This window comes from Burkholderia sp. L-4 (assembly GCF_056856535.1).
Genome location: NZ_JBXEOX010000001.1, coordinates 2,158,550 through 2,176,209, shown reverse-complemented (window position 1 = coordinate 2,176,209; position 17,660 = coordinate 2,158,550). Strand labels below are relative to the sequence as shown.

Sequence of the window (17,660 nt, the reverse complement as noted above, 5' to 3'; positions counted from 1 at the left end):
GGGTGGGCCGCGCGGCCGCCACGGGCATGACGCCGTCGCGTCAGCGCTTCAGCGCCGCGCGGGCGCGCTCGATCAGCGCCGTGGTCGACGAGTCGTGCTTCGCCGGATCGACCGACTCGGCCGACAGGTCGGCCTCGACCACCTTGCCGAGAATCTTGCCGAGCTCGACGCCCCACTGGTCGAACGGATTGATGTCCCACACCGTTGCCTGCACGAGCACCTTGTGTTCGTAAAGCGCGATCAGCGCGCCGAGCGTGCGCGGCGTCAGCGCATCGACGAGCAGCGTCGTGGTCGGGCGGTTGCCGGGGAACGTCAGGTGCGGCGCGAGCGCCTCCTTGCCGGGCCCGGCGATCTTGCGCGCTTCGTCGAGCGTGCGGCCGAGCATCAGTGCCTCGCTCTGCGCGAAGCAGTTCGCGAGCAGCTTCGGATGATGGCTCGCGAGCGGATGCTCGGGCGTCAGCACCGCGATGAAGTCGATCGGCACGATCGTCGGCCCCTGGTGCAGCATCTGGAAGAACGCGTGCTGGCCGTTGGTGCCCGGCTCGCCCCACGTGACGGCCGACGTCGGGTAATCGACGAAGGTGCCGTCCAGGCGCGCGGATTTGCCGTTGCTCTCCATTTCGAGCTGCTGCAGGTACGACGGCAGGTAGTGCAGCGCTTCCGAGTACGGCGCGACGAGATAACTCTGCGAACCGAAGAAATTCCGGTACCAGATGCCGATCAGGCCGAGCAGCACCGGCAGGTTGCGTTCCAGCGGCGCTTCGCGGAAATGGCGGTCCATGTCGTTCGCGCCGGCCAGCAGTTCGTCGAACTGCTCGGGGCCGATCGCGATCATGATCGACAGGCCGACCGCCGACCACAGCGAATAGCGACCGCCGACCCAGTCCCACATTTCGAACACGTTGTCCGCGGCGATGCCGAACTTCACGACTTCGGCCGGGTTCGCCGACACGCCGACGAAGTGCTTCGACAGCGCGTCCTCGGGGCAGCCGCGCGCGACGAACCAGTCGCGCAGCGAGCGGGCGTTCGTCATCGTCTCGAGCGTCGTGAAGGTCTTCGACACGATGATCGCGAGCGTTTCCTCGGGATCGACCTGTTCGAGCACGCGCGCGAGATCGGCGCCGTCGACGTTCGACACGAAGTGGGTCGAGATTTCCGGCGTCGCGACGTGGTGCAGCGCATGCACGACCATCTTCGGGCCGAGATCGGAGCCGCCGATGCCGATGTTGATCACGTGACGGATGCGCTTGCCCGTGTAGCCCGTCCAGGTGCCGCTGCGCACGGCGCGCGCAAAGGTTGCCATCTTCGCGCGCTCGGCGCTCACCTGCGCGTGGAACGGCGCTTGCGGGTCGGTCGCGCGCAGCGCGGTATGCAGCGCGGCGCGGCCTTCGGTCGGGTTGACGATCTCGCCCGCGAACATCGCGTCGCGGCGCGCTTCGACACCTGCGTCGCGTGCGAGCTGCACGAGCAGGCGCAGGGTTTCGTCGTCGATGCGGTTCTTCGAGAAATCGGCCGCGAGACCGCCGCCCGGAATCGTGAAGCGTTCGGCGCGGGTCGGCGCACGGTCGTTTTCCGGCGCGAACCAGTCGCGCAACCGGGCGTGACGGATCTGTTCGAAGTGGGATTGAAGGGCAGTCCAGGCGGGGAGCGAATTCAGCGTCATGGCGGTTCGAGTGAAGCGTGAATCGGGAGGAATGCCGCGCCGGCTCATCGGGATCGGAAGGCCGGCGGACGAGAGGGCCCGCCGTGCGGCGGGGCAGTCAGTATAGCGGCGTTACGTGTCGGCGCGCGGCGACGGATAAAAAAGGCGATTGATCAGCGTGCGCACCATCGGCGCGAGTTCGCCCGCGGCGAGCCCGGCCGGGCCGATGCCGTTCGCGGTCAGCGTGTCGGCGGCGAGCCCGTGCAGGTAGACGCCCGCGAGCGCCGCTTCGTACGGCGCGACGCGCTGCGCGAGCAGCGCGCCGATCAGGCCGCCGAGCACGTCGCCGGTGCCGCCCGTGGCGAGCGCCGCGTTGCCGGTCGGGTTGATCGTCACGCGGCCGTCGGGTGCCGCAATCACCGTGCCCGAGCCTTTCAGCACGACGATCGCCGCATAACGCGTGGCAAGCGCCTGCGCGGCCGCGACGCGGTCCCGCTGCACGGCGGCCGTGTCGCCGCCGAGCAGCCGCGCGGCTTCGAGCGGATGCGGCGTCAGCACGCACGGATGGCCGTGCGCGCCGCGGGCGGCGACGGCGGCCGCGAGATCCGCGTGCGTCGCGACGAGGTTCAGCGCGTCGGCATCGAGCAGCGTCGCGGCGGCGTGCGCGAGCACATCGCGCACGAGGGTCGCCGCAGCCTCGCGCATACCGAGCCCGCAGCCGGCGGCGAGCGCGGTCATCGCATCGAGATCGAGGCCGTCGGCCGGGTGCAGCATCAGTTCGGGGAACGGCGGGTCGTACGGCGGCGCGCCGGCGCCAAGGAAGCCGACGTGCACCTTGCCGGCGCCGGCGAACAGCGCGGCGCGCGCGGCCAGGATCGGCGCGCCGCACATGCCGGTATCGCCGCCGAGCACCGCCAGGCTGCCGTACGTACCCTTGTGGGACGAATGCGCGCGCGCGGGCAGCGCCGCCACGAACCGCGCGGGCGCATTCAGCACGATGGCCGGCGCGGCGGGCGGCGCGACGTCGAGCGATGCGATGTCGATCGCGCCGGCGAGGTCGCGGCCGTCGCCCGTGTAGAGGCCCGGTTTCGCGCCGATGAAGGTGAGCGTGTGGGTGGCCGCGACGGCGACACCCGCGCCGACGATCCGGCCGGTATCGCTGTCGAGCCCGCTCGGCACGTCGAGGGCGAGCACCCGGCCGCCGTTGCGCGCATGCGCGGCGATCCGCGCGGCCTGCTCGGCGAATGCGCCGTCGAGCGCGCGGCCGAGACCGATGCCGAACAGCCCGTCGACGACCCACGCGTATTCGTCCAGCGAGGCGGGCGGTGTGGCCGACAGCGGCACGCCGGCCGTGCGGGCGAGGCCGAGCGCCCATTGCGCGTCGTCCGGCTTGACCGGTACCGGCATCCACGCCTGCGTCGCGACACCGAGCTGCTGGAGGTGCGCGGCGGCCACCAGCGCGTCGCCGCCGTTGTTGCCGGGGCCGACCGCGAACCAGACGGGGCGGTCGTCGCCGGCGACGCGCTCGGACAGCCAGTGCGCGGCGGCGGCGCCCGCGCGGCCCATCAGCGTGTGCGGCGGCAGCGCCCGCGGCGGCGTCGGCTTCGGCCGCGCGCAGGTCGGCGACGCGCAGCAGCGCGATCGGGTCGGAATCGGGAAGCGGGCGGGTAACGGTCATCGCGGGATCGTGGCGGCTGGCAAGGATGCCGCCACGGGGCGAGCCCGCGTGGCGGTCAGGGGGTGAAGCGGCCGGCGCCGAGCGCGGCGCGCGTGTCGGCGGGCCACTGCCGGGCGTCGCCGCCCAGGTAGTCGGTCACCACTTTAGCAGACCCGCATGCGAGGCCCCAGCCGGTCGGGCCATGCCCGAAGTTGACGAACACGCGCGGATGCGGGGTCGGACCCACGACGGGCAGGCCGTCCGGCGACAGCAGCTGCATGCCTTGCCACGACAGCGCGGCCGAAATCCTCGCGGCGCCCGGCACCCAGTCGTGAACGGCCTGGCCGAGCAGCGCGAGCGCGGCCTCGGACAGCGGCTCGGCGAGCGGCTTCGCGGTGTCGGCGAGGCTTTGCAGCACGGCGCCGCCGCCGACGCGCAGCCGCTGGTGGGTGCGCGTGATCGAGATCCGCTTGATCGAATCGACGACGCTCAGGTGCGGCGCGTGTTCCTCGTACGCGACCGGCGCGGTGAGCGTGTGGACGCGCACCGGGTGCAGCGGCAGGCGCCAGCCGAGCCGTTCGAGCAACGGTACGCTGCCGGCGCCGGCGGCGACCACGATCGCGTCGGCGGAAATCACGTCGACCTCGCGCGCCCGGGCCGCGGTCCGGTTGCCGGACGGCGCGAGCTCGACCGCGGCGCGGCCGCTGTCGACGCGGATCGCGGCGACGTCCGCGCCGAAGCGGAACTGCACGCCGTGCTCGTCGAGCGTCTGCTTGACCAGTTTCGCGAACAGCGGGCAGTTGCCGGTGCGCTCGGTTTCGAGCAGCACGCCGCCGGCGAAGCCGGGCTCGGCCGGTACCGACGGTTCGAGCGCCGCGCATTCGGCGGCGGTGAGCGTGCGGTACGGCTGGTCGAGCGTGCGCAGCAGGTCGAGCGCGGGCTGCAGCGCATCCCAGTCGCGCGGGTCGCGCACCACGTGCAGGATGCCGGGCTTCTGCTCGAATTCGAGTTCGAGGCGCGCCTCGATGTCGGCGAGCGTGTCGCGCGATGCGTCGATCAGCGGGCGCAGCCGGGCGTACTGCGCGGCGAACGCGTCGGGCTCGCGCAGCGTGCCGAGCTGCTTGACGAAGCGGCGGACGCCGCCGTTGAGGCCCGGCTTGTAGACGATGCCGCTGTCGCGCGGCTGGCGCTGGCGCATGAAGGTCGGGCCGAACCAGACGTCGAGCGGGCTCGGCAGCAGCGCGCCGCCGTCGCCGTAGGTCGCCCCCTGCGCGACGGTCGCGTGGCGTTCGACCACGCAGACGCGATGGCCGGCCGCGCGCAGCTGGTAGGCGGTGGCGACGCCGCTGATTCCGCCGCCGATGACGATGACATCCATGGAGATTGCTTCGATGACGGGTGGCGCGCACGCTGCCCGGTGAAAATTCGCTGAGGCCCCCGGCCCGGTGAACCCGGAATGATAGCGCCAAAAGCGCCGGAACCGGCGGCGGGCGAACATGCGCCGTGCGGTCGCACCACGGCGGCCTGCCAGCGCACCCGTGCGGGCCGGCCTGGCGGGCCGCCGCGCGCGGCACGCACCCGGGCACCGTCGCGGTGCATGCGGACGACCGATCGCCGGTCTTGGGCGCCCGACTTCCGGGTATAATTACGGCCTTCCTTTCGCCCCACGTCGCCACCTCGCGCGACTCATCGACGTCAGTCCAGCCCATGGCTCACTTCTCGTGTTTTCCCGGCGCTTCGGCCCTCTCCGATTTCCGTCAAACCCGTCTGCTCGACACGCTCAGGCAAATCGACGCCAACATCGTCGCGGTGCGCGGCCAGTTCCTGCACTTCGTCAATGCGGCAGAGCCGCTGTCGGCCGACGACAGCGCGCGCATCGACGCGCTGATGCACTACGGCGCGCCGTTCCAGCCGGCGAGCGAGAAGGGCGCCACCGAGACCTTCGTCGTGCTGCCGCGCTTCGGCACCGTCTCGCCGTGGGCGAGCAAGGCGACCGACATCGCGCAGCACTGCGGCCTCACGCACGTGCGCCGCATCGAGCGCGGCGTCGAATTCACGGTCACGCTGAAGTCGGGCCTGCTCGGCGGCAAGAAGGCGCTGTCGGACGAGGCGCGCGCGGCCGTCGCGACCGCGCTGCATGACCGGATGACCGAAAGCGTGGTCGCGGCGCGCGACGACGCGAAGCACCTGTTCGACGAACTGCCGGCCAAGCCGCTGTCGACCGTCGACGTGCTGGGTATCGGCCGCGGCGCGCTCGAGCGCGCGAACGTCGAGCTGGGCCTCGCGCTTGCCGACGACGAGATCGACTACCTGGTCGACGCGTTCCGCAAGCTCGAACGCAACCCGACCGACGTCGAGCTGATGATGTTCGCGCAGGCGAACAGCGAACACTGCCGCCACAAGATCTTCAACGCGCAGTGGACGATCGACGGCGAAGCGCAGGACATGTCGCTGTTCGCGATGATCCGCAACACCGAAAAACTGAGCCCGCAGGGCACGATCGTCGCGTATTCGGACAACTCGTCGATCATGGTGGGCGCCGAAGCCGAGCGCTGGTTCCCGCGCAACGCGGGCGCGGCCGGCGAGCCGGGCGAGCGCTACGGCCGCCATACCGAGCTCACGCACACGCTGATGAAGGTCGAGACGCACAACCACCCGACGGCGATCTCGCCGTTCCCGGGCGCGGCGACCGGCGCGGGCGGCGAGATCCGCGACGAAGGCGCGACGGGCCGCGGCGCGCGTCCGAAGGCCGGCCTGACGGGCTTCACCGTGTCCAACCTCGACCTGCCGGACGCCCGCCAGCCGTGGGAAAACGCACGTGACGCGGCGCAGCCGGTCGGCGAGCGCAACCCGAACGACGCGCACGGCCCGTACGGCCGTCCGGACCGCATCGCGTCGCCGCTGCAGATCATGATCGACGGCCCGCTCGGCGGCGCCGCGTTCAACAACGAATTCGGCCGCCCGAACCTCGGCGGCTACTTCCGCGTGTACGAGCAGAACGTCGGCGGGAAGGTGCATGGTTATCACAAGCCGATCATGATCGCGGGCGGCCTCGGCAACATCGCGGATCAGCATACGCACAAGCATGACGTGCCGGCCGGCTCGCTGCTGATCCAGATCGGCGGCCCCGGCATGCGGATCGGGATGGGCGGCGGCGCGGCGAGCTCGATGGCGACCGGCGCGAACACGGCCGAGCTCGACTTCGACTCCGTGCAGCGCGGCAACCCGGAAATCGAGCGGCGCGCGCAGGAAGTGATCAACGGCTGCTGGCAGCTCGGCGCGGAAAACCCGATCCTGAGCATCCACGACGTCGGCGCGGGCGGCCTGTCCAACGCGTTCCCGGAAATCGTCGACGGCGCGGGCAAGGGCGCGCGCTTCGAACTGCGCAAGGTCGCGCTCGAGGAATCGGGCCTGTCGCCGCGCGAAATCTGGTCGAACGAAGCGCAGGAGCGCTACGTGCTGGCGATCGCGCCGGCCGACCTGCCGCGCTTCGAGGCGATCTGCGCGCGTGAGCGCTGCCCGTTCGCGGTGGTCGGCGTCGCGACCGACGAGCGCCAGCTGAAGCTGGTCGACGACGAAGCGACGGGCGCCGACGAATACCCGGTCGACATGCCGATGGAAGTGCTGCTCGGCAAGCCGCCGCGCATGCATCGCGACGTCACGCGCGTGACGACCGAGCGCGCGCCGGTCGACGTGACGGGCATCGCGCTGTCGGAAGTCGCGATCGACGTGCTGAAGCACCCGACGGTCGGCAGCAAGTCGTTCCTGATCACGATCGGCGACCGTTCGGTCGGCGGCACGTCGGTGCGCGACCAGATGGTCGGCCCGTGGCAGGTGCCGGTGGCCGACTGCGCGGTGACCGCGCTCGACTACGCGGGCTTCAAGGGCGAGGCGATGACGATGGCCGAGCGCACGCCGCTCGCGGTGATCGACGCGCCCGCATCGGGCCGCATGGCCGTCGGCGAGGCGATCACGAACATCGCGAGCGCGCCGATCGCGTCGCTCGACAAGCTGAAGCTGTCGGCGAACTGGATGGCCGCGTGCGGCACGGCCGGCGAGGACGCCGCGCTGTTCGACACGGTCAAGGCGATCGGCATGGAGCTGTGCCCGGCACTCGGGATCGGCATCCCGGTCGGCAAGGACTCGCTGTCGATGAAGACGAAGTGGGACGAGCAGGGCGTCGCGAAGGAAGTGGTGTCGCCGGTGTCGCTGATCATCTCCGCGTTCGCGCCGGTCGAGGACGTGCGCCGTCACCTGACGCCGCAATTGCGCCGCATCGCCGACGCGGGCGACAGCGTGCTGATCGCGATCGATCTCGGCCGCGGCAAGAACCGGATGGGCGGCAGCATCTTCGCGCAGGTCACGCAGCAGATCGGCGACACGACGCCGGACGTCGACGACGCCGAAGACCTGAAGCGCTTCTTCACCGCGATCCAGTCGCTCAATGCGCAAGACAAGCTGCTCGCGTACCACGACCGCTCGGACGGCGGCCTGTGGGCGACGGTGTGCGAAATGGCGTTCGCGGGCCACGCCGGCGTGTCGCTGAACGTCGACATGCTGACGCTCGACCCGAACCACGAATCCGACTACGGCGACGCGAAGGACTGGGCGAAGCAGACGAGCGGCCGTCGTGACGACCGCACGCTGCGCGCGCTGTTCTCGGAAGAACTCGGCGCCGTCGTGCAGGTGCGGGCGGCCGACCGCGACGCGGTGCTCGGCGCGCTGCGCGAGTTCGGCCTGTCGGCGTGCTCGCACGTGATCGGCTCGGTCAACGACCGCGACGTGATCGAGGTGTACCGCGACGCGAAGAAGATCTTCGACGCGCCGCGTGCCGAACTCCATCGCGCGTGGAGCGAAGTGAGCTGGCGCATCGCGCGCCTGCGCGACAACCCCGCCTGCGCGGACGCCGAATACGACGCGCTGCTCGATGCGGCCGATCCGGGCATCTCGCCGGTGCTGAGCTTCGATCCGGCCGACGACATCGCCGCGCCGTTCATCGCGACGGGCGCGCGGCCGCGCGTCGCGATCCTGCGCGAGCAGGGCGTGAACTCGCACCTGGAAACGGCCTACGCGTTCGACCGTGCGGGCTTCGACGCGCACGACGTGCACATGAGCGACCTGCTCGCCGGCCGCGCGACGCTCGCCGATTTCGCGGGTGCGGTCGCGTGCGGCGGCTTCTCGTACGGCGACGTGCTGGGCGCGGGCGAAGGCTGGGCGAAGACGATTCGTTTCAACGCGAACCTCGCCGACATGTTCTCGGCGTTCTTCGCGCGCCCCGACACGTTCGCCCTCGGCATCTGCAACGGCTGCCAGATGCTGTCGAGCATCGCGTCGATGATCCCGGGCGCGGAAGCGTGGCCGAAGTTCACGCGCAACAAGTCCGAGCAGTTCGAGGCGCGCTTCTCGTTCGTCGAAGTGGAGAAGTCGCCGTCGATCTTCTTCGCGGGGATGGAAGGCTCGCGGATTCCGGTCGCGGTCGCGCACGGCGAAGGTTATGCGGATTTCTCGCAGCAGGGCGACATCGATCGCGTCGCGGTTGCGATGCGATACGTCGACCACCGCGGCGAGGCGACCGAGCGTTATCCGTTCAACCCGAACGGCTCGCCGGCCGGCATCACGTCGGTCACGACGGCCGACGGCCGCTTCTCGGTGCTGATGCCGCACATGGAGCGCGTGCACCGTACGGTGACGATGAGCTGGCATCCGGAAGGCTGGGGTGAAGCGAGCCCGTGGATGCGCGTGTTCCGCAACGCGCGCCGCTGGATCGGCTGATCCCGATGATGTTCGATCCGCACGCGCCGGTCGAGGTCGTCACGCTGCGCGACGCACGCGCGAGCGAGGCCGACGCGATCGGCCGCGTGATCCGCGCGGCGTTCGCGGGCGAGCCGCAGGGCGGGCAGTTCGAGCAGCGTATCGTCGATGCGCTGCGCGCGGACGGCGCGCTGAGCGTGTCGCTCGTCGCGGAGCGCGACGGGCGCGTCATCGGCCACGTCGCGTTCTCGCCGGTGGCGATCGGCGGCGCGCCGTCCGGCAGCCAGCAATGGTATGGGCTCGCGCCGCTCGCGGTGCTGCCCGACTGCCAGCGGCAGAGCATCGGCGCGGGGCTCGTGCGCACGGGGCTCGACGCGCTGCGCCGGCTCGGCGCGCGCGGCTGCGTCGTGCTCGGGGAGCCGGCGTACTATGCGCGTTTCGGGTTCGAACCGCGTGACGGCATCGTGTTTCCGGGCGTGCCGCCCGAGTATTTCCTCGCATTGTCGTTCGACGAATCGGCACCGCCGCCATCGGGCGACGTGCGCTATCACGACGTGTTTTATCCCGCGTAGCGCGGGTCGCGTCCGGTACGGAAAAGGCCGCTCTGAGGAGCGGCCTTTTGCATGGCATGGTCCGGCGCATCAAAAGAAAAAGCCGCTCCGGAGAGCGGCTTTCTTTCGTTGCGCGGGCGACGCGCGCCGGCGTTACTGGATCTTCGCCTGCTGGCGCAGGCCTTCCTCGAACGCCTGCAGCTTCTGCTGCACGAGCTGCTGCGCGATCTGCGCCTTGACCTGCTCGAGCGGCGGCGGTGCGATGTCGCGGATGTCGTCGACGCGGATGATATGCCAGCCGAACTGCGTCTTCACCGGCGTGTCGGTCATCTGGCCTTTCTGCAGCTTCTGCGCCGCTGCCGCGAATTCCGGCACGTACGCCTTCGGATCGGACCAGTCGAGATCGCCGCCGTTCTTGCCCGAACCCGGATCCTTCGAGTATTGCTTCGCGAGATCCTCGAACTTCGCGCCGGCCTTGATCTTCGCGATCAGGTCCTTCGCCTGCTGCTCGTCGCTGACGAGGATGTGGTGCAGGTGGTATTCGCGGTTGCCGCCCGCGCCCTTGACGAGGTCGTCGTAGCGCGCCTTCACTTCGGCGTCGGTCGGCTGGTTCTTCTTCAGGAAGCTCTCGATCATCGAACGCAGCACGACGGTCTGCTGCGCGACGGCGACCTGCGCCTTCACGTCCGGACGATTCGGGATGCCTTCGCGGATTGCTTCCTGCATCAGGATTTCGCGGTTCACGAGTTCCTGGCGCACGGCCTGCTGCAGTTGCGGGCCGTCGGTCTGCCCTTGCTGGACGAGCTGCGCGACCATCGCATCGGCGCGCGACTTCGGAATCGGCGTGCCGTTGACGACGGCGATGTTCTGGGCGAATGCCGGTGCCGCTGCGAAAGCAGCCGCCGCGACCCACAGGCGGGGGGATTTCAGGATCATCGGGAATTCCTAATGAGACTAGATTGAAGATTCGTTGAATTCTTCGGGCGTATAAGCCACGATCGCGAGCGCGTGAATGCCGCGCTGCATCGCATCAGCGAGCGCATCATACACCAGCCGGTGCCGCGCGACGCGTGGCTTGCCCGTGAAGGCGGCCGAGACGATCGTGACCGTGAAATGACCGCCGGCGGCCGCGCCGGCGTGGCCCGCGTGCTGCGCGCTGTCGTCGCGCACGGTGAGCGCCAGCGGCGCCAGCGACGCGGTGAGGCGCGCTTCGATCAGCGCGATGCGCTCGTCGGGCGAGGCGTGGAGAAAGGCGTCCGTCATGTCACTCGTCCTTCAGGTATTTCGTGAGCCACAGGCTCTGCAGGATGATGAACACGACCATCGCGCCCGTCGTACCGAACAGCTTGAAGTTCACCCATTGCGATTCGGTGAAGTTGTGCACCACATACAGGTTCGCGACGCCGAGCACCGCGAAGAACAGCGCCCATGCGACGTTCAGCTTGTCCCACACGGGCGTCGGCAGCGTGAGCTGCTTGCCCATCATCTTCTCGATCAGGTTCTTGCTGAACGCATAACGCGCGGCGAGCAACCCGATCGCAAACAACCAGTACAGCACAGTCGGTTTCCATTGAATGAATTTCTCGTCATGCAGGACGAGGGTGGCGCCGCCGAAGACGACGATCACGCCGAGGCTGACCCACAGCATCGTGTCGACCTTCCGGTGCCGGAAGGCGACCCATGCGACCTGGGCCAGTGTCGCGATGATCGCGACGGCGGTGGCGGTAAAGATGCCCCAGACCTTGAAGGCGACAAAAAACAGGATGATCGGAAACAGATCGAACAGGAATTTCATGGCGCTCGCAGCTGCGTGAAAGGCCGCTCGCGCGGCCTTTCACCGTTGTAGGGACCCGCCAGGCACCACCGTCGCGGATCGGGGCGGCCAGCCCGGGGCTGGCCGGCCGGCGAGAGTCGACCCCGCCGATCCGCCCGGCGCCGCTCAGTCGTTTTCGGGTCGGGACTCGAAGTTTAACGCAGCCGAATTGATGCAGTACCGCAAACCGGTCTTGTCGCGCGGGCCGTCCTCGAAGACGTGGCCCAGATGCGCGCCGCAGTGGTTGCAGCGCACCTCGACGCGCACCATCCCGTGCGAGTAGTCGACCTTCTCGTCGATCACCTCGCCGTTGAGCGGCTTGAAGTAGCTGGGCCAGCCGCAGCCGGAATGGAACTTGGAGCCGGACTCGAACAGCGGCGTGCTGCAGACGATGCATTTGTAGATGCCGGCATCCTCGGTGTCGGTGTATTCGCCGGTGAAGGCGCGCTCGGTCGCCGCGTGCTGCGTGACCTCATACTGCATCGGCGTGAGGCGGCGGCGCAGCTCGGCGTCGTCCTTCTGGTACGGGAAGGTCTTGTCGTCGGAATCGTGGGACATGTGGGGTTCTCCTGATCGGTCGGTCGATACGCGCGGGTTGCGGGCTCAGGACGAGCAGCTCACTTCGAGCGACCCGGCCCAGTCGGGCGGCAACGCCGCGTACGCTTCATGCTCCGGTTGTTCGTCGAACGGGCGGCGCAGGATCTGCGCGAGCCGCTCGACTTCCGAAAAATCCTTTTCCTTTGCGCGCCGGATCGCGACTTCGGCCAGATGGTTGCGAAGCACGTATTTCGGGTTCGCGCGGTTCATCGCGACCGCGCGCGCCGCGTCGTCGCGCGTTTCCTCGGACAGCCGCGCGCGGTAGAGGTTCGCCCACGCATCGAACGCTTCGCGGTCGATGAACAGGTCGCGCACCGGTGCGTCGCGGCTCGCGTCGTGCTTCGAGATCTGCGCGAGGCGGCGGAACGTCAGCGTGAAATCCGCGTGGCTCGCGTGCATCGTCTCGAGCAGCTTGTTGGCGAGGTCGGCGTCGTTCTCGCGTTCGAGTTCGAGGCCGAGCTTCGCGCGCATCGCGCGTTCGAGCGCGGGGCCGAAACGCTCGGGGAAGGTCGCGAGCACGGCCTGCGCATCGTCCACCGCGCGCTCGGCGCGCGCATCGTCGTCGGCGATGTCGTGCTGCAGCCCGATCAGCGGCAGCAGTGCCTGCGCGAGGCAGTAGCAGTTCCAGTGCGCGATGCGCGGCTGCATCCGGTACGCGTAGCGGCCGCCGTTGTCCGAGTGGTTGCAGATGTGATTCGCATCGAACGCGTCGACGAAGCCGAACGGGCCGTAGTCGATCGTCACGCCGAGGATCGACATGTTGTCGGTGTTCATCACGCCGTGGCAGAAGCCGACGGCCTGCCATCGCGCGACGAGCTCGGCCGTGCGCAGCGTCACGGCCTCGAGCAGCGCGAGGTACGGATCGTCCGCGTCGCGGCAGGCCGGATAGAAGCGGTCGATCACGTGATCGGCGAGCTGGCGCAGCAGGTCGGGGCGATCGTTCGAGAAGAAGTGCTCGAAGTGGCCGAAGCGCACGAAGCTCTCCGACACGCGCGTGACGACGGCCGACGTCTCGATTTCCTCGCGCACCACCGGCTGGTCGGAACCGATCACCGTCAGCGCGCGCGTGGTCGGGATGCCGAGGTGATGCATCGCTTCCGAGCACAGGAATTCGCGGATCGACGAGCGCAGCACCGCGCGGCCGTCGCCCATCCGCGAGTACGGCGTGCGGCCGCTGCCTTTCAGCTGCAGCTCGTAGCGGCGGCCGTCGGTGCCGGTGCGTTCGCCGATCGTCAGCGCGCGGCCGTCGCCGAGCTGGCCGGCCCACACGCCGAACTGGTGGCCGGAATACACCGACGCGTACGGCATCGCGTGCGCGGGCCAGTCGCGCGTCGGATTGCCGGCGAACAGCTCGGCGAAGCCGGGCTGCGCGGCGAGCGACGGCGGCAGGTCGAGCAACCGGGCGACTTCGCCGGAAAAGCCGACGACGTACGGCGCGGCAAGCGGCGCGGCCGGCAGCCGCGTATGAAACGCGTCGCCGAGCGTGACGAACGCGCCGGCGGCGGGCGCGCCGAGCGTGGCGGCGAGGTCGGGGAGAGTGTCAGCCGCATCGGCTGCGCTTCGGGAAAACGACATGTTGAGCGCCTCTGGGTAAGCCGATATTGTAAGGCGGCGCCGCGCCGCCCGCATGGCGGCGCGCGCACCGTGCGCCACGCCCGTCCGGGGCCGCTGACGGGCGCGTTGCAGGGGCTGGTCACCGATTCGCATCCACACGGAGAACAAGACGATGGGTAAGCCGTTGCTGGGCCAGATGATGGACGTGCCGCTGCTGGTGTCCTCGCTGATTTCGCATGCCGCGCGGCACGCCGGCGACACGGAGATCGTGTCGAAGCGCGTGGAAGGCGACCTGCATCGCTATACGTACCGCGATTGCGAGCGCCGCGCGAAGCAGCTGGCGCAGGCGCTTGCGCGGCTCGGCGTCGACGCCGGCGACCGCGTCGGCACGCTGGCGTGGAACGGCTACCGGCACCTGGAGGCGTATTACGGGATCGGCGGGATGGGCGCCGTCTGTCACACGATCAACCCGCGCCTGTTTCCCGAGCAGATCGCGTACATCATCAATCACGCGGAAGACCGCTACGTCTTCTTCGACATCAATTTCGCGCCGCTCGTCGACGCCATCGCGCCGCAGTGTCCGCACGTGAAGGGCTGGGTCGCGATGACCGATGCCGCGCACCTGCCGACGGGCGCGACGCCATACCTCTGCTACGAAACGCTCGTCGACGCCGAAGACGGCCGCTACGACTGGCCGCGCCTCGACGAGCAGCAGGCGTCGGGGCTCTGCTACACGTCGGGCACGACCGGCAACCCGAAGGGCGTGCTGTATTCGCACCGCTCGACGGTGCTGCACGCATACGGCGCCGCGCTGCCCGACGCGATGAACCTGTCCGCGATGGACGCCGTGCTGCCCGTCGTGCCGATGTTCCACGTCAACGCGTGGGGGCTGCCGTACGCGGTGCCGCTGACCGGCGGCAAGCTCGTGCTGCCCGGCAAGGATCTCGACGGCAAGTCGCTGTACGCGCTGATGGAGGCCGAGCGCGTGACGTTTTCCGCGGGCGTGCCGACCGTGTGGCTCGGGCTGCTCAACTACATGCGCGAAGCCGGCGTACGCTTCTCGACGCTGAACCGCACGGTGATCGGCGGCTCCGCGTGCCCGCCCGCGATGCTGCGCACGTTCGAGGACGAATACGGCGTGCGCGTGATCCATGCATGGGGAATGACCGAGCTGTCGCCGCTCGGCACGCTCGCGAAGCTCAACTGGGCGCAGTCGCAGCGGCCGCTCGACGCGCAGCGCCGGCTGCTCGAGAAGCAGGGCCGCGTGATCTGCGGCGTCGACATGCGCATCGTCGGCGAGGACGGCCACGAGCTGCCGTGGGACGGCGTCGCGTTCGGCGAATTGCAGGTGCGCGGGCCGTGGGTGATCGATCACTACTTTCGCGGCGACGAATCGCCGCTGTCGGACGGCTGGTTCCCGACCGGCGACGTCGCGACGATCGATCCCGACGGCTTCCTGCAGATCACCGACCGCAGCAAGGACGTGATCAAGTCGGGCGGCGAGTGGATCAGCTCGATCGACATCGAGAACGTCGCGGTCGCCCACCCGGGCGTGGCCGAAGCCGCGTGCATCGCATGCGCGCACCCGAAATGGACCGAGCGCCCGCTGCTCGTCGTGGTGCCGCGCGAAGGCGCGAACCTGAGCCGCGACACGCTGCTCGCGTTCTACGAAGGCAAGGTCGCGAAATGGTGGATCCCCGACGACGTCGTGTTCGTCGAATCGCTGCCGCACACCGCGACCGGCAAGCTGCAGAAGCTGAAGCTGCGCGAGACGTTCCGCGACTACGTGCTGCCCACGGCAGTGGGCGCGCCGTAAGCATCGCGCCCGGGCCGGCGACGGCCCGCGAACCGGTCGCCCGATCCGTCCCCGGATCGGCAACAAAATTCAAATTGAACGACCGTGCTTTTTCGTTGTATGCTGCCTCAGTTCATCCGGACATGCGGCCGTTCGACCGCGCACAATGAAGCGCAGCCAACCCGGCGCGCGATGCATGGAGGCAGGCAGATGGCAGTGGATTACTCGACTCGCGACGGCGTGGCCGTCATCACGCTCAACAATCCGCCGGTCAACGGGCTCGGCCTGTCGACCCGTCAGGGCGTCATGGATGCGCTCGATCGCGCCGCGCAGGATCCGTCGGTCACGGCCATCGTGCTGACCGGCGCGGGCCGCGCGTTCTCGGGCGGCGCCGACATCACCGAATTCAATACGCCGAAGGCGCTGCAGGAGCCGACGCTGCACACCGTGATCCGCGCGGTGGAAGCGAGCGCGAAGCCCGTCGTCGCGGCGCTGCACAGCGTCGTGATGGGCGGCGGCCTCGAACTCGCGCTCGGCGCGCATTACCGCGTCGCGGCGCCCGGCGCGCAGGTCGCGCTGCCCGAAGTGAAGCTCGGCCTGCTGCCGGGCGCGGGCGGCACGCAGCGCCTGCCGCGCGCGGTCGGGCTCGAGACCGCGCTGAACATGATCGTGTCGGGCGCACCGGTGCCGTCGGAGCAACTGGCGAACAGCGGGCTGTTCGACGAGATGGCCGACGGCGACCTGCTGGAGGCGGCCGTCGCGTTCGCGCGCAAGGCCGGCGCGCGGCAAGGGCCGCACCCGCGGGTGCGCGATCGCAAGATCGTCCACGACAACGCCGCGGGCTTCATTCAGTTCGCGCGCAATTCCGCGCAGGCCGCCGCGCCGAATTTCCCCGCGCCGCACAAGTGCATCGATGCGATCGAGGCGGGCGTGCTGAACGGCTTCGACCAGGGCAGCATCGCCGAGCGCGAAGGTTTCGTCGCGCTGATGATGACGCCGGAAAGCCGCGCGTTGCGCCATGCGTTCTTCGGCGAGCGTGCGGCGAGCAAGATTCCCGACGTGCCGTCCGACACGCCGCTGCGCGAGATTCGTCGCGTCGGCGTGATCGGCGCGGGCACGATGGGCGGCGGGATCGCGATGAACTTCATCAACGCGGGCCTGCCCGTCACGCTGCTCGAGACGAAGCAGGAAGCGCTCGAGCGCGGCATCGCGACGATCCGCAAGAACTACGACGCGCAGGTGAAGAAGGGCAAGCTCACGCAGGAGAAGCTCGACGCGCGCATGGCGCTGATCGCGCCGACGCTCTCTTACGACGACCTGAAGGATGCCGACCTGATCGTCGAGGCCGTGTTCGAGGAGCTCGGCGTGAAGGAGCAGGTGTTCAGGAAGCTCGACGAAGTCGCGAAGCCGGGCGCGATCCTCGCGTCGAACACGTCGACGCTCGACGTCGACAAGATCGCGGCGTTCACCCGGCGTCCGCAGGACGTGGTCGGCATGCACTTCTTCAGCCCGGCGAACGTGATGAAGCTGCTCGAGGTCGTGCGCGGCGCGCAGACCGCGAAGGACGTGCTCGCGACCGTGATGGCCGTCGCGAAGAAGATCCGCAAGACGGCGGTCGTGTCGGGCGTGTGCGACGGCTTCATCGGCAACCGGATGATCGAGCAGTACATCCGCCAGGCGCTGTTCATGCTCGAGGAAGGCGCGCTGCCCGCGCAGGTCGACCGCGCGATCGAGAAGTTCGGGTTCGCGATGGGGCCGTTCCGGATGAGCGACCTCGCCGGCAACGACATCGGCTGGGCGATCCGCAAGCGCCGCTACGTCGAGCAACCCGGCCTGCAGTACTCGAAGATCGCCGACCGCCTGTGCGAACAGGGCCGCTTCGGCCAGAAGACGGGCGGCGGCTGGTACGACTACGTGCCGGGCGATCGCAAGGCGAAGCCGTCGTCGCTCGTCGACGAGATGGTCGTCGCGTATTCGAAGGAGCGCGGCGTCGAGCGGCGCAAGATCGGCGACGACGAGATCGTCGAGCGGCTGGTGTTCGCGCTCGTCAACGAAGGCGCGAAGATCCTCGAGGAGAAGATCGCGTCGAAGGCATCCGACATCGACATGGTCTACCTGACCGGCTATGGCTTCCCGCTGTGGCGCGGCGGCCCGATGCTGTATGCGGACACGGTCGGCCTCTACAACGTCGAGCGCGCGATTCGCCGCTATGCGGCGGCACCGAACGGCGACGCATGGCGGCTCGCGCCGTCGATCGCGGAACTGGCGAAGGCCGGCCGCGGGTTCAACGGCTGACGCCG

At 69.4% G+C, this 17,660-nt stretch carries 11 protein-coding genes and 1 pseudogene; 4 read left to right on the top strand and 8 right to left on the bottom strand.

What is annotated here, in order from left to right:
- Positions 1-40: 40 nt before the first annotated feature.
- The 3 genes and pseudogenes from pgi to AC1VVG_RS10060 form a co-directional block, all read right to left on the bottom strand.
- Positions 41-1,663, bottom strand: coding sequence for a glucose-6-phosphate isomerase (pgi, locus tag AC1VVG_RS10070; RefSeq protein ID WP_059561747.1), 1,623 nt, complete (start codon positions 1,661-1,663; stop codon positions 41-43).
- Positions 1,664-1,774: 111 nt separating this feature from the next.
- Positions 1,775-3,320, bottom strand: a pseudogene (locus AC1VVG_RS10065) (NAD(P)H-hydrate dehydratase).
- Between the two features lie 55 nt (positions 3,321-3,375).
- A complete protein-coding gene (locus AC1VVG_RS10060) occupies positions 3,376-4,677 on the bottom strand; it encodes an FAD-dependent oxidoreductase (RefSeq protein ID WP_482835581.1) in 1,302 nt (433 codons plus the stop codon).
- A 329-nt stretch (positions 4,678-5,006) separates the two neighbouring features.
- On the opposite strand from AC1VVG_RS10060, the gene purL reads away from it, so the two are divergent.
- Both purL and AC1VVG_RS10050 read left to right on the top strand, forming a co-directional pair.
- A complete protein-coding gene (gene purL / locus AC1VVG_RS10055; RefSeq protein ID WP_482835580.1) occupies positions 5,007-9,071 on the top strand; it encodes a phosphoribosylformylglycinamidine synthase in 4,065 nt (1,354 codons plus the stop codon).
- A 5-nt stretch (positions 9,072-9,076) separates the two neighbouring features.
- Positions 9,077-9,622, top strand: a complete 546-nt coding sequence (locus AC1VVG_RS10050; RefSeq protein WP_034188980.1) for a GNAT family N-acetyltransferase — start codon at positions 9,077-9,079, stop codon at positions 9,620-9,622.
- A gap of 132 nt (positions 9,623-9,754) precedes the next feature.
- Here the strand turns inward: AC1VVG_RS10050 and AC1VVG_RS10045 are convergent, their stop codons facing one another.
- The 5 genes from AC1VVG_RS10045 to AC1VVG_RS10025 all read right to left on the bottom strand — a co-directional run bounded on the left by AC1VVG_RS10045 (position 9,755) and on the right by AC1VVG_RS10025 (position 13,586).
- A complete protein-coding gene (locus AC1VVG_RS10045) occupies positions 9,755-10,537 on the bottom strand; it encodes a peptidylprolyl isomerase (protein ID WP_034188760.1) in 783 nt (260 codons plus the stop codon).
- 18 nt (positions 10,538-10,555) lie between these two features.
- Positions 10,556-10,864: a BolA family protein gene (locus tag AC1VVG_RS10040; RefSeq protein ID WP_034188759.1), complete on the bottom strand. Its 309-nt coding sequence runs from the start codon at positions 10,862-10,864 to the stop codon at positions 10,556-10,558.
- A 1-nt stretch (position 10,865) separates the two neighbouring features.
- Positions 10,866-11,396 (bottom strand): septation protein A, encoded by a 531-nt coding sequence (locus AC1VVG_RS10035; protein ID WP_034188758.1) that lies wholly within the window; start codon positions 11,394-11,396, stop codon positions 10,866-10,868.
- A 144-nt stretch (positions 11,397-11,540) separates the two neighbouring features.
- On the bottom strand, positions 11,541-11,972 hold the full coding sequence (gene msrB, locus AC1VVG_RS10030) for a peptide-methionine (R)-S-oxide reductase MsrB (protein WP_034188757.1): 432 nt from the start codon (positions 11,970-11,972) through the stop codon (positions 11,541-11,543).
- Positions 11,973-12,017: 45 nt separating this feature from the next.
- Positions 12,018-13,586 carry a protein adenylyltransferase SelO gene (locus AC1VVG_RS10025; RefSeq protein WP_124608911.1) on the bottom strand — a complete coding sequence of 523 codons (1,569 nt, stop codon included), beginning with the start codon at positions 13,584-13,586 and terminating at the stop codon, positions 12,018-12,020.
- A gap of 151 nt (positions 13,587-13,737) precedes the next feature.
- Between AC1VVG_RS10025 and AC1VVG_RS10020 the strand changes: the two genes are divergently transcribed.
- Positions 13,738-15,381 carry a 3-(methylthio)propionyl-CoA ligase gene (locus AC1VVG_RS10020; RefSeq protein ID WP_200086452.1) on the top strand — a complete coding sequence of 548 codons (1,644 nt, stop codon included), beginning with the start codon at positions 13,738-13,740 and terminating at the stop codon, positions 15,379-15,381.
- A gap of 189 nt (positions 15,382-15,570) precedes the next feature.
- A complete protein-coding gene (locus AC1VVG_RS10015; protein WP_482835579.1) occupies positions 15,571-17,655 on the top strand; it encodes a 3-hydroxyacyl-CoA dehydrogenase NAD-binding domain-containing protein in 2,085 nt (694 codons plus the stop codon).
- The last annotated feature ends 5 nt before the right edge of the window (positions 17,656-17,660 follow it).